We start from the raw sequence: 12,639 nt of genomic DNA, 5'->3' as shown, positions 1-12,639 counted from the left end.
GGCAGAGGCTATCGGATGCCGGGAAGGCCGCGTTCACCGCCCGTTGCGGCACGGCCGACACGGTCCCCGGCGCCACCGTCCCCCGGTGGAACCGGCCCTCGCCGAGATCATCATGGGTGATCGGCGGCCCGGCCGACAAACCGCGGCCCCGGCGCCGACGCCCGGGACATCGCCCGGAGCCCGGGCCTTCACCGCGGTCGGCATAGGGTCACAGGCATGACGTGGCTGATCACCGGCGGAGCCGGATACATTGGGGCACATGTGGCGCGGGCCGTGACGGGGGCCGGGGAAAGGGCCGTCGTGCTGGACGACCTCTCGTCCGGCGTCACCGCCCGGCTCGGGGCGGACGTCCCGCTCGTCAGAGGCTCGGCGCTCGACGCCGACCTGGTCAGGAAGACCCTCGCGGAGCACGCCGTGACCGGTGTGGTGCACCTGGCCGCGCACAAGCAGGTCGGCGAGTCGGTGGCGCATCCCACCCGCTACTACCGGGACAACGTGGGCGGTCTGGCGACGCTGCTCGAGGCGGTCGCCGAGGCCGGGGTCCGGCGGTTCCTGTTCTCCTCCTCCGCGGCCGTCTACGGCAATCCCGATGTGGACCTCATCACCGAGGACACCCCGTGCGCGCCGGTGAACCCGTACGGCGAGACCAAGCTCGCCGGGGAGTGGCTGGTGCGGGCGGCGGGACAGGCGCACGGCATCGCGACGACGTGTCTGCGCTACTTCAACGTGGCCGGGGCGGCGGCGCCCGAGCTGGCCGACACCGGGATCTTCAACGTGGTCCCGATGGTCTTCGACCGGCTCACCCGCGGCGAGGCGCCGCGGATCTTCGGCGCCGACTACCCCACGCCGGACGGCACGTGCGTGCGGGACTACATCCACGTGGCGGACCTGGCGGAGGCCCATCTCGCGGCGGCCCGGCGGCTGAGCGCGCCGGACGCGACGGGCGACCTGACGGTCAACATCGGCCGGGGCGAGGGCGTGTCGGTGCGCGAGTTGGTCACCCTCATCGGCGAGGTCACCGGGGACGCCCGCCCGGCCCTCGTCGAGGGGCGCAGGCCCGGGGACGCGCCGCGCGCCGTCGCCGCGGCGGGGCTGGCCGCCCGCGAGCTGGGCTGGACGGCCCGGCTGGGGGTGCGGGAGATGGTCGAGTCGGCGTGGCAGGGCTGGCGGCTGCACCGCCCCTGACACCGGTGGAGCTGTCCTGACCTGCCGCTTCGTTTCCGCAGGTCAGGGCACATGACAACGGTGTTCAGTGCCGCGTTGCCGGATACCCCCCACCCGTAGTTGACTGTGAGCCCGGGCAGCACACGCACGGACCACAGGAAGGCTGTATCCATGGGGGCTGGGCACGACCACGGCCACACGCACACGCACGTGCCGCCCACCGGCACGGCCGCGGCGGCGTACCGCGGCAGGCTGCGCGGCGCTCTGGCGATCACGCTCGGCGTGATGGTGGTGGAGATCGTCGGCGGGGTGCTCGCGGACTCCCTGGCGCTGGTCGCGGACGCGGCGCACATGGCGACGGACGCGCTGGGTCTGGGCATGGCGCTGCTCGCCATCCACTTCGCGGCCCGGCCGCCGAGCGCGAAGCGCACCTTCGGGCTCGCCCGCGCCGAGATCCTGGCCGCCCTCGCCAACTGTCTGCTGCTGCTCGGGGTCGGCGGCTACGTCCTGTACGAGGCGGTCCAGCGGTTCTTCACGCCGGCCGCCACCGAGGGCGCCCTGATGATCTGGTTCGGCGCGATCGGTCTGGCGGCGAACATGGTCTCGCTGACCCTGCTGATGCGCGGCCGGGCGGAGAGCCTGAACGTGCGCGGGGCGTTCCTGGAGGTGGCCGCCGACGCGCTGGGCTCGGTGGCGGTGCTGATCTCGGCGGCGGTGATCCTGACCACCGGCTGGCAGACCGCCGACCCGATCGCCTCGCTGGTCATCGGCCTGATGATCGTGCCGCGGACCGTGAAACTGCTGCGCGAGACGCTCGACGTGCTGCTGGAGTCGGCCCCCAAGGACGTCGACATGGCCGAGGTGCGGTCCCACATCCTCGCCCTGGACGGGGTGGAGGACGTCCACGACCTGCACGCCTGGACGATCACCTCCGGCATGCCGGTGCTGTCGGCGCACGTGGTGGTGAGCTCGGAGGCGCTGAACGCCATCGGCCACGAGAAGATGCTGCACGAGCTCCAGGGCTGCCTCGGCGACCATTTCGACGTGGAGCACTGCACCTTCCAGCTGGAGCCGAGCGGGCACGCCGAGCACGAGGCGCGGCTCTGCCACTGAGCGCCCTGCCCGCACCACCCTGAATTCGGACACACGTCCGAAGCGATTCCGCGGACCCGTCGCCGGGCAAGATCACCTCCGGGGTCCCCCGCCGCGCCGAACGGGACACGCGCGCGGGACATGCGCGCTTTCCCGCGAAGGGCCGGGAGCGCCGGGCGCGTGCGGCAGACTGGGACGCGAGGACCGATGCTAAGGATGGGTATGCCGATCACACCTGCCACCGCGACACACGACTCGTCGGACGCGATCGCCGAAGCGATCCTGCTGGAGCTGGTCGACGAGAACGGCGTCACGATCGGCACCGCGGAGAAGCTCGCCGCCCATCAGCCCCCGGGGCAGCTGCACCGCGCGTTCTCCGTGTTCCTCTTCGACGAGCGGGGCCGGCTGCTGATCCAGCAGCGCGCGCTCGGCAAGTACCACTCCCCCGGCGTGTGGTCCAACACCTGCTGCGGCCACCCCTACCCGAACGAGGCGCCGTTCGCGGCGGCCGCCCGGCGCACCCACGAGGAGCTGGGCGTCTCCCCGTCGCTGCTCGCCGAGGCGGGCACGGTCCGCTACAACCACCCGGACCCGGACTCGGGCCTGGTGGAGCAGGAGTACAACCACCTGTTCGTCGGGCTGGTGCAGTCCCCGCTGCGGCCGGAGGCGGCCGAGGTCGGCGACACGGCCTTCGTGACCCCCGCCGAGCTGGCGGAACGGCACGCGAAAGAGCCGTTCTCCTCCTGGTTCATGACCGTCCTGGACGCGGCACGGCCCGCGGTCCGCGAGCTGACGGGCCCTTCGGCGGGCTGGTGAGACTCAGCGCGTCCGCACGGGCTTGAGCGGCAGGGCGGCCCAGATGACCTTGCCGCCGCCCGCCGTGTGCTCGACGTCGCACACCCCGCCCGCCTCCCTGGCGATCTCCCGCACCAGGAGCAGTCCCCGGCCCCCGGTACGGCCGTGGTCGGCCTCCAGGGCGGTCGGGCGGTAGGGGTGGTCGTCCTCCACGGCGACCCGCACCCACTCGGCGCCGACGGCGACCTCCACCGCGAGCACCGGTGACAGCAGGGCCGCGTGCCGGACGGCGTTGGTCACCAGCTCGGAGACGATCAGCAGGAGCCCCTGGGTCAGGTCGTCGGAGAGCGGCACCCCCTGGCGGTACAGCAGGTCCCGCACGGCGTGCCGGGCCTGCGGGACCGAGGCGTCCACGGCGGAGGCGGTGAACCGCCAGACGCCTTCGTAGGGCAGCGGGCGCGGCACGGACTCCGCGGGGGGCTCGGGAAGTGCGCCTGGTCCGCCCTCTGGGCGTGGGTCGGGCCCGCGCCCGTGATCGTCCATCGTCCGGTCGCCGCCCTCGCGCTCGATTGTCACCACAGGCGGAATGTTGGCAACGAGGCGGTCCCCTTCGGATGACTGAACAGAAGTCAGCGATTATCGAGCGTTTTCGACCGCATCCGGGAGACCGCGGCGACCGCAGGACCGTTTCTTTCGCGTTCACGCCACCTTCGCGCCCTCTTCGGGTCGTACGGGTCCGGCGGCGACGCTCTTCCCGGTTTGGCTCCTTTCGCCCCCACCACAGGCGCCGCCCCCGTCGGGGGGCCCGATCATGGCAACGACCGGGCTGGTTAGCATCCGGGCATGGAGCCCGAACTGCTGCACGGCGTCACGGACGCGGTCGCCACCGTCGTCCTGCACCACCCCGCGAAGCGCAATGCCATGACGGCCGCGATGTGGGCGGGGCTGCCCCCGCTGCTGGACGCCCTGGCCGCCGACCCCGCCGTCCGGGCGCTCGTGCTGACAGGCGCCGGCGGCACCTTCTGCGCGGGCGCCGACATCTCCACCCTGCAGGACTCGCCGGACGAGGCGCAGGCGCTGGCCGTGCGGGCCGAGGAGGCCCTGGCGGCGTTCCCGAAGCCCACGCTGGCGGCCGTGCGGGGGCACTGCGTGGGCGGCGGCGCCCAGCTCGCCGCCGCCTGCGACCTGCGGTTCGCCGAGGAGGGCGCGCTGTTCGGGGTGACGCCGGCCCGGCTCGGGATCGTCTACCCGTCCTCCGCCACCCGGCGGCTGGTGTCCCTGGTGGGGCCCGCCACCGCCAAGTACCTGCTGTTCTCCGGCGAATTGATCGACGCCGGGCGGGCCCTGCGCACCGGGCTCGTCGACGAGGTGCTCCCCGCGGACGCGCTCGACGAGCGGGTCGGCGAGTTCACCCGCCTGCTGACGTCGCGCTCGCAGCTGACCCAGGCCGCGGCCAAGGAGTTCGCGAACGGCCGCACCGACCGGGACGCCCACTGGAGCGCGCAGGCGCGCGGCAACGGCGACACCGCGGAAGGCGTCGCCGCGTTCCTGCAGCGCCGGGAGCCGCACTTCACCTGGAACACGTCGCAATGAGACGGGCCGGGGGCCCGATGGCCGCGCCCTGATCCCCGATTGTCGGCGCCACCTGCCACAATTGCCGCGCAACCTCAGTGGAGAAGGCGGTACGGGATCGTGACGACACCCGGGTCCATCGAAGCAGGATCCATCGAAGGCAGGATCGCCGAGGAGCTCGGCGTACGGGAGCGGCAGGTCAGGGCCGCCGTGGAGCTGCTCGACGGCGGCTCGACGGTGCCCTTCATCGCCCGCTACCGCAAGGAAGCGACCGAGATGCTCGACGACGCGCAGCTGCGCACGCTCGAGGAGCGGCTGCGCTACCTGCGGGAGCTGGAGGAGCGACGGTCGGCGGTCCTGGAATCGGTCCGCGAGCAGGGCAAGCTCACCGACGCCCTCGAGGCGCAGATCCGCGGCGCGCAGACCAAGGCGCGCCTCGAGGACGTCTACCTCCCGTTCAAGCCCAAGCGGCGCACCAAGGCGCAGATCGCGCGCGAGGCGGGTCTCGAACCGCTCGCCGAGGGACTGCTCGGGGACGCCTCGGTCGACCCGCTCGCGGCCGCCGCCGCGTTCGTCGACGCCGGCAAGGGCGTCGCCGACCCGCAGGCCGCGCTGGACGGCGCGCGGGCGATCCTCACCGAGCGGTTCTCGGAGGACGCCGACCTGATCGGCGAGCTGCGCGAACGCATGTGGGCGCGTGGGCGGCTGGCGGCCAGGGTGCGCGAGGGCAAGCAGGAGGCGGGCGCGAAGTTCGCCGACTACTTCGACTTCGCCGAGCCGTTCACCGCGCTGCCCTCGCACCGGATCCTGGCGATGCTGCGGGGCGAGAAGGAGGAGGTCCTCGACCTCGTCCTGGAGCCGGAGGAGCCCTCCGAGCAGCCCGGCCCGTCCTCGTACGAGGGCATCGTCGCCGCCCGGTTCGGCATCGCCGACCGGGGCCGGCCGGCCGACAGGTGGCTGGCGGACACGGTCCGCTGGGCGTGGCGCACCCGCATCCTGGTCCATCTCGGCATCGACCTGCGGCTGCGGCTGCGCACGGCCGCCGAGGACGAGGCCGTGAACGTCTTCGCCGCCAACCTCCGCGACCTGCTGCTCGCCGCCCCGGCCGGCACGCGCGCGACGCTGGGCCTGGACCCCGGCTTCCGCACCGGTGTGAAGGTCGCCGTGGTCGACGCGACCGGCAAGGTCGTCGCCACGGACGTGATCTATCCGCACGTCCCGGCGAACAAGTGGGACGAGGCGATCGCCAAGCTCGCGCGGCTGGCGAAGGAGCACGCGGTCGACCTGGTCGCCATCGGCAACGGCACCGCGTCCCGCGAGACCGACAAGCTGGCCGGTGAGCTCATCGCGAAGCACCCGGAGCTGCAGCTCACCAAGGTGATGGTGTCCGAGGCGGGCGCGTCCGTGTACTCGGCCTCCGCCTTCGCCTCCCAGGAGCTGCCCGACATGGACGTGTCGCTGCGCGGCGCCGTGTCGATCGCCCGCCGGCTCCAGGACCCGCTCGCCGAGCTGGTGAAGATCGACCCCAAGTCGATCGGCGTCGGCCAGTACCAGCACGACCTGTCCGAGGTGAAGCTGTCGCGTTCGCTGGACGCGGTGGTGGAGGACTGTGTGAACGGCGTCGGCGTGGACGTCAACACGGCCTCGGCGCCGCTTCTGTCGCGGGTGTCGGGCATCTCCTCGGGTCTCGCCGAGAACATCGTGGCGCACCGGGACGCCAACGGGCCCTTCACCTCCCGCTCCGAGCTGAAGAAGGTGGCCCGGCTCGGCCCCAAGGCGTACGAGCAGTGCGCCGGCTTCCTGCGGATCCGCGGCGGCTCCGACCCGCTCGACTCCTCCAGCGTGCACCCCGAGGCGTACCCGGTGGTGCGGCGCATGGTGAAGACCTCCGGCCAGGAGGTGGCGGCCCTGATCGGCAACACGGGCGTCCTGCGCTCGCTGCGGCCCACGGACTTCGTGGACGACACGTTCGGGCTGCCGACCGTCACCGACATCCTCAGGGAGCTGGAGAAGCCCGGGCGCGACCCGCGGCCCGCCTTCAAGACGGCGACCTTCAAGGAGGGCGTCGAGAAGATCTCCGACCTGGCCTCCGGGATGGTCCTGGAGGGCGTGGTGACGAACGTGGCGGCCTTCGGGGCGTTCATCGACATCGGCGTCCACCAGGACGGGCTGGCCCATGTCTCCGCGCTGTCGAAGACGTTCGTCAAGGACCCCCGGGACGTCGTCAAGCCCGGCGACATCGTCAAGGTGAAGGTGCTCGACGTCGACATCCCGCGCAAGCGGATCTCGCTGACGCTCCGGCTCGACGACGAGGCGGCCCCGCAGGGCGGTCAGGGGCAGTCCTCGGGCGGCGGCCGTGCGCAGCGCGGCGGCGGGCGACCGCCGCAGCAGAGGCAGCAGGGCGGGCAGCGCGGCGGCGGTGGCGGCGGTTCGCGCCAGGCTCCGCCGCCGGCCAACAGCGCGATGGCGGACGCACTGCGCCGGGCGGGTCTGGCCGACCCGAAGAAGGGCACACGCTGACGACGCGGTGATACGAGCGGGCCGGGACCGCGGGCGGACGCCCAGGTCCCGGCCCGCTCGTACAGTGGCCGCATGGGTGCTTCCCGGGTCCTCAGCTGGAGCGTGTCGGCGAGCCGCGGCTACGAGACCGCGTGGGCCGAGCAGGGCGACGGCTCGCTACGGGCCCGGGGGCGTGCGGTCGGCACGACGCCGCAGCCCTACTGGGTGTCCTACGAGCTCGACGCGGCCGACGGGTTCGTGACCCGCCGGCTGCGGGTCACGGTCGAGACGGCCGCGCGCACCCGGTCCCTCGACCTGCGGCACGACGGACGGGGCGGCTGGACGGCCGCCGGGGAGCGCCTCCCCGGCTTCGGGGAGGCCCTCGACTGCGACCTGGGCCTGTGCCCGCTCACCAACACCATGCCGGTGCTGCGGCACGGGCTGCACCGGCAGGCGGGCGAGCGCCGGTTCCTGATGGCCTGGGTCTCGGTGCCCGCGCTGACCGTGCGGCCGTCGTGGCAGACGTACACGCGTCTCGGAGCGGCCGGGGACGGCGGCGCGGTGGTCCGGTACGCCTCGGGGAGCTTCCGCAGCGACATCGTCTTCGACCCGGACGGGTACGTCCTGGACTACCCGGGGATCGCCACCCGGCTGGGGTGACGGACCTCCCGGCGGCTACCGCTCGGTCACCTTGCCGTCCGCGACCTCCAGGCGGCGCGTGACGTGGACCGCGTCCAGCATGCGCCGGTCGTGGGTGACGAGCAGGAGGGTGCCCTCGTAGGCGTCGAGGGCCGACTCCAGCTGTTCGATGGCCGGCAGGTCGAGGTGGTTGGTCGGCTCATCGAGGACCAGGAGGTTGACGCCCCGCCCCTGGAGCAGCGCAAGAGCGGCACGGGTGCGCTCGCCGGGCGACAGGGTCGCCGCCGGGCGCATGACATGGTCCGACTTCAGGCCGAACTTGGCGAGCAGGGTGCGCACCTCGACCGGCTCGGTGTCGGGGACGGCGGCGCGGAAGGCCTCCAGCAGCGCCTCCGTGCCGTGGAAGAGCGCCCGCGCCTGGTCGACCTCGCCGACCAGGACGCCCGAACCCAGGGCCGCGTGTCCGGCGTCCAGCGGGACCCGGCCGAGCAGCGCCCCGAGGAGGGTGGACTTGCCCGCGCCGTTCGCGCCGGTCACCGCGACCCGGTCGGCCCAGTCGATCTGCAGCGTCACCGGACCGAACGTGAAGCCGCCGCGGAGCACCTGGGCGTCGCGCAGCGAGGCGACCACCGCTCCGGAGCGCGGGGCGGCCGCGATCTCCATGCGCAGCTCCCACTCCTTGCGCGGCTCCTCGACGACCTCCAGACGCTCGATCATGCGCTGGGTCTGCCGCGCCTTCGCGGCCTGCTTCTCGCTGGCCTCGCTGCGGAACTTGCGGCCGATCTTGTCGTTGTCGTTGCCCGCCTTGCGGCGCGCGTTCTTCACGCCCTTGTCCATCCAGGAGCGCTGGGTCTGCGCCCGGTCCTGGAGGGCGGCCTTCTTGTCGGCGTACTCCTCGAAGTCCTCGCGGGCATGCCGTCGGGACACGTCCCGCTCCTCCAGATAGGCGTCGTAGCCGCCGCCGTAGAGGTTGATCTGCTGCTGCGCCAGGTCCAGTTCGAGGACCTTGGTGACCGTGCGGGTGAGGAACTCGCGGTCGTGGCTGACGACGACGGTGCCGGCGCGCAGACCGGTCACGAATCGTTCGAGGCGCTCCAGCCCGTCCAGGTCGAGGTCGTTGGTCGGCTCGTCGAGCAGGAAGACGTCGTAGCGGGACAGGAGGAGGGAGGCGAGTCCCGCGCGGGCGGCCTGGCCGCCGGACAGGGACGTCATCGGCTGGTCGAGGTCCACGCCGAGCCCCAGCGAGTCGGCGACCTCCTCGGCACGCTCGTCGAGGTCGGCGCCGCCGAGGTCGAGCCAGCGCTCCAGGCTCGTCGCGTAGGCGTCGTCGGCGCCGGGCGCCCCGTCGACCAGGGCCTGGGTCGCCTCGTCCATCGTGCGCTGCGCCTCGGCGACGCCGGTGCGGCGGGCGAGGAACTCGCGCACGCTCTCGCCGGGGCGGCGCTCCGGTTCCTGGGGAAGATGGCCGACGGTCGCGGTCGGCGGGGACAGCCTGAGCTCGCCCTGCTCGGGCGCGGTGAGCCCGGCGAGCAGCTTCAGCAGGGTGGACTTGCCCGCGCCGTTGGCGCCGACCAGCCCGATCACGTCCCCGGGGGCGACCACGAGGTCGAGCCCGGAGAAGAGGGAGCGGTCGCCGTGCCCGGCGGCGAGGTTCTTGGCGACGAGAGTGGCAGTCATCAGACAGCAGATCCTAGTGCGCGTGCGCCGGCCGGGACGCCGGTGTCCGGCCGCCGGAGTCGGTCCGGTCCACGCGGTCGGTCCGGTCGCCGCGGCGGGGCCCGATCGGTTACCGTCCGCGCGTGGGCACTCAGGTGAGCGGCGAGGTCGTCGTGGTCGGCGGCGGGGTCATCGGGCTGGCGACGGCGGTCGTCCTCGCCGAGCGGGGCCGCCGGGTCCGGGTGTGGACGCGGGACCCCGTGGAGCGGACCACCTCGGCTGTCGCGGGCGCGCTGTGGTGGCCGTACCACATCGAGCCGATGGCGTCGGCGCGCGCGTGGGCGCTGCGCTCGCTGGAGGTGTACGAGGAGCTGGCCGGGCGGCCCGAGGAGAACGGGGTGCGGCTGGTCGAGGGGGCCATGAGCCCGGCGGACCCGGCGGACGTCGAGCGCTGGGCGGCGGGCCGGCTGTCCGTGCTGCGGCGGGCCACCGCGCGGGAGCACCCGGCCGGGAGCGCCCTGTGGACGCGGCTGCCGCTCATCGACATGGCGGCTCACCTGCCGTGGCTGCGGGAGCGGCTGCTGCGGGCGGGCGGCACGGTCGAGCAGCGGGTCGTGTCCGATCTGACGGCGGTGGACGCACCGGTCGTCGTCAACTGCACCGGCCTCGGCGCCCGTGCCCTGGTCGCGGACCCCACGGTGCGGCCGGTGCGCGGGCAGCTGGTCGTCGTGGAGAACCCGGGGCTGCGGACCTGGCTGGTCTCCACCGCCCCGGACGGGGCGACGGCCTACCTCTTCCCCCAGCCGGGGCGGCTGCTGCTGGGCGGCACGGCCGAGGACGGCGTGTGGTCCCTGGAGCCGGACCCGGCGGAGGCGGAGGCGATCGTGCGGCGGTGCGCCGCGCTGCGGCCCGAGGTGGCGGGCGCGCGGATCCTGGAGCACCGGGTGGGCCTGCGGCCTGCCCGGCCGGCGGTACGGCTGGAGCGGCAGACGCTGCCCGACGGCCGCGCGGTGATCCACAACTACGGCCACGGCGGTGCGGGCGTCACCGTCGCCTGGGGATGCGCCCAGGAGGCGGCCGCGCTGGCCGCCTCCTCCTGACGGATCACGGACGCCGGTGCGCGCTCCCCGGCCCGACGGCCGGATCCCGAAGCGCCCCGCGGCCGGACCGTCACGGGATCCGGACGGCGCTCCTCGGCGGGCCGGCGGTTCCCTCGGCCGACGGAACGGCGTGCGGCGCGGAGTGCGGGTCGGCGTACGGGGCGCCGGCCGCCCGTGATCCCGCCGTCGCTGCGGCGAACGCCTTCGCGCCGCCCACCACGGGGACCCGGGCCGAGGTGCGGGCCAGGTCCAGCGTGAGGGTCGGCCGGTCGGCGGGCGGGTCGATGAGATCCTTGTCGGTCCCCGCGACGATCAGCGCGAGGCGGTGGCCGGCCGGTACGACGTGGTCGGTGGCCGCGAGGTCCAGGGTGATGGTGTAGGCCCTGCCCGGGGTCAGCGGCACGCCCTTGCCGGGGTCGGCCCAGGTCCCGAGGTCGGCCCAGCCCCGGCTGACGACGGTGGCGCCGACGTCGACCGTCGCGGCCTTCGTCCTCTTGAAGCAGGCGCTGTCGCCGGCGGTGCTCGCGCCCCAGCAGGTGCGGTCGGCGAGGGTGGTGACCCCCTCGCCGGCCGCCGCGTAGTCGCGGATCGTGTCGGGTCCGAGGTCGACGAGGACGGCGCTCAGGTGGGCCGTCGCGGTGGTGGGCGTGGCGGTGACGGTGACCTTCGAGGAGCCGGACAGCCGCAGGTCCCGGGTGAGGGCGCCGGTGAGGAAGCCCGCCTTGTCGGGCGTCGGTGCGCCGGCCTGTGCGGCCCAGTCGGTCTCGGTGCGCTGCGGGTCGTCGGTGAAGGCCGCGGCGCCGCTGCTCCTTCGCAGGCCCAGCGTGCCGACGCCCGGGCGGTCGCCGGGGGCCGGGCGCAGGGTCGTGGGCTGTGTGCCGCGCGGCGGCCAGGACGTCGAGGTGACCCACTGGTCGGGGTGGCGTTCGACGTCGGCCATGGGCTCGCGGTCGATGCCGTTGTCGTAGCCGAGCAGTTCGTGGTCGAACCAGCGGTGCAGGGTGTCGACCCAGGCGGCGCGACGGAAGTCGAAGGGGTCGACGTGGCCGGTCTGGGAGAGCCAGATCTTGCGATGCACGCCGTTCTCGGCGAGGGCGTCCCACCACTGGCCGAAGTTCTTGGTGCGGACGTTGAGGTCCTGCATGCCGTGCACGAGGAAGACGCTGGCCCGCACCTTGTGCGCGTCCTTGACGTAGTCGCGCTCGGTCCACAACGGCGTCCGGTCGCCGGTGCGCGGGGCCCCGTCGACGAGCCGGCGCTGGACGGCGGTGCACCGGGCGCGGGCGTCGGGGCTGCTCACGTAGTCGGCGAGGGCGTCGGGGCCGGAGTCGTAGAGGGGCGCGCCCTGGGCGAAGTAGTAGTCGTACCAGGAGGAGATGGCGGCGATGGGGACGATGGTGCGCAGCCCCTTCACTCCGGTCGCGGCGACGGCGTTGGCGATGGTGCCGTCCCAGCTCTTGCCGATCATGCCGGTGCGGCCGTTGGTCCAGCTCGCCTTGGCGGTCGTGCCGCCGGTGCGGGTGGTGTAGCCCTTGGCGCGGCCGTTCAGCCAGTCGACGACCGCCTTCGCGGACCGGACCTCGCCGCGGCCGCCGACGTCCTCGCAGCCGTCGGAGCGATTGGTTCCGGCCAGGTCGACGCCGACGAAGGCGTAGCCCCGCGGCACGAAGTAGTTGTCGTAGAACAGCGGCATCCGGACGACGCGGCCCTCGGCGTCGTAGGTCTTGAGTTGGCTCTCGTTGCCGCGTCCGCAGCAGGAGTAGTAGGGGCTGGCTTCCATGATCACGGGCACTTTGCGGCCCTGCGCGGTGGGTTCACGGGGCCGGACGATGTCGACGGCGACGCGGTCGTGCCGGCCGTCGCCGTCGGCGTCGAGTCCGGTGTCGACCCAGACGGCCTCGCGCACGGCGTTCTCATAGGAGTAGACGGGGCGGCTCTCCCGGGGGGCGCCGTGGGCCGCGGCCGGGGTGAGGAAGGCGGCCACCAGGAGGGTGATGACGGCGGTGGCGAGCGGTCTCCAGGTCGTGAAGCGCATGCGTGTCCACATGCGCGGGACGGTACTCGCGTCAACTCCCGTGCAGAAGAGGGCAGATGAGGCGGCGGTGCACAGCGTGAGGGAAGT

General features: G+C 73.7%; 10 protein-coding genes. 7 read left to right on the top strand and 3 right to left on the bottom strand.

All coding sequences use genetic code 11. The features are described from left to right. Positions 1–216: 216 nt before the first annotated feature. The 3 genes from galE to idi all read left to right on the top strand — a co-directional run bounded on the left by galE (position 217) and on the right by idi (position 3,072). Positions 217–1,185: a UDP-glucose 4-epimerase GalE gene (gene galE / locus ACH4ZA_RS30600; RefSeq protein WP_398432562.1), complete on the top strand. Its 969-nt coding sequence runs from the start codon at positions 217–219 to the stop codon at positions 1,183–1,185. A 150-nt stretch (positions 1,186–1,335) separates the two neighbouring features. Then, positions 1,336–2,277: a cation diffusion facilitator family transporter gene (locus ACH4ZA_RS30595; RefSeq protein ID WP_398432561.1), complete on the top strand. Its 942-nt coding sequence runs from the start codon at positions 1,336–1,338 to the stop codon at positions 2,275–2,277. Between the two features lie 201 nt (positions 2,278–2,478). Next, positions 2,479–3,072, top strand: a complete 594-nt coding sequence (gene idi, locus ACH4ZA_RS30590) for an isopentenyl-diphosphate Delta-isomerase (RefSeq protein ID WP_351682360.1) — start codon at positions 2,479–2,481, stop codon at positions 3,070–3,072. Positions 3,073–3,075: 3 nt separating this feature from the next. On the opposite strand, the gene ACH4ZA_RS30585 is transcribed toward idi, so the two are convergent. After that, positions 3,076–3,594: an ATP-binding protein gene (locus ACH4ZA_RS30585; RefSeq protein ID WP_398432583.1), complete on the bottom strand. Its 519-nt coding sequence runs from the start codon at positions 3,592–3,594 to the stop codon at positions 3,076–3,078. Positions 3,595–3,894: 300 nt separating this feature from the next. On the opposite strand from ACH4ZA_RS30585, the gene ACH4ZA_RS30580 reads away from it, so the two are divergent. From ACH4ZA_RS30580 to ACH4ZA_RS30570, 3 genes are all read left to right on the top strand, one after another. Then, on the top strand, positions 3,895–4,644 hold the full coding sequence (locus tag ACH4ZA_RS30580) for an enoyl-CoA hydratase/isomerase family protein (protein WP_398432560.1): 750 nt from the start codon (positions 3,895–3,897) through the stop codon (positions 4,642–4,644). A gap of 99 nt (positions 4,645–4,743) precedes the next feature. Next, on the top strand, positions 4,744–7,143 hold the full coding sequence (locus tag ACH4ZA_RS30575; protein ID WP_398432559.1) for a Tex family protein: 2,400 nt from the start codon (positions 4,744–4,746) through the stop codon (positions 7,141–7,143). A 72-nt stretch (positions 7,144–7,215) separates the two neighbouring features. Then, entirely contained in the window at positions 7,216–7,782 is a 567-nt protein-coding gene (locus tag ACH4ZA_RS30570; RefSeq protein ID WP_398432558.1) for a putative glycolipid-binding domain-containing protein, read from the top strand. Positions 7,783–7,797: 15 nt separating this feature from the next. Here the strand turns inward: ACH4ZA_RS30570 and ACH4ZA_RS30565 are convergent, their stop codons facing one another. Further along, positions 7,798–9,438: an ABC-F family ATP-binding cassette domain-containing protein gene (locus ACH4ZA_RS30565; RefSeq protein WP_398432557.1), complete on the bottom strand. Its 1,641-nt coding sequence runs from the start codon at positions 9,436–9,438 to the stop codon at positions 7,798–7,800. Positions 9,439–9,560: 122 nt separating this feature from the next. Here ACH4ZA_RS30565 and ACH4ZA_RS30560 point away from each other — a divergent pair, with 122 nt between their 5' ends. After that, a complete protein-coding gene (locus ACH4ZA_RS30560) occupies positions 9,561–10,517 on the top strand; it encodes an FAD-dependent oxidoreductase (protein ID WP_398432556.1) in 957 nt (318 codons plus the stop codon). Between the two features lie 70 nt (positions 10,518–10,587). On the opposite strand, the gene ACH4ZA_RS30555 is transcribed toward ACH4ZA_RS30560, so the two are convergent. Further along, positions 10,588–12,564: a Xaa-Pro dipeptidyl-peptidase gene (locus ACH4ZA_RS30555; protein WP_398432555.1), complete on the bottom strand. Its 1,977-nt coding sequence runs from the start codon at positions 12,562–12,564 to the stop codon at positions 10,588–10,590. Positions 12,565–12,639 lie beyond the last annotated feature (75 nt).

The sequence above is a fragment of the Streptomyces sp. NPDC020597 genome (assembly GCF_044335095.1).
GTDB lineage: Bacteria > Actinomycetota > Actinomycetes > Streptomycetales > Streptomycetaceae > Streptomyces.
Note: the sequence above shows the minus strand (reverse complement) of the source record. Positions and strands in the feature narration are given on the sequence as shown.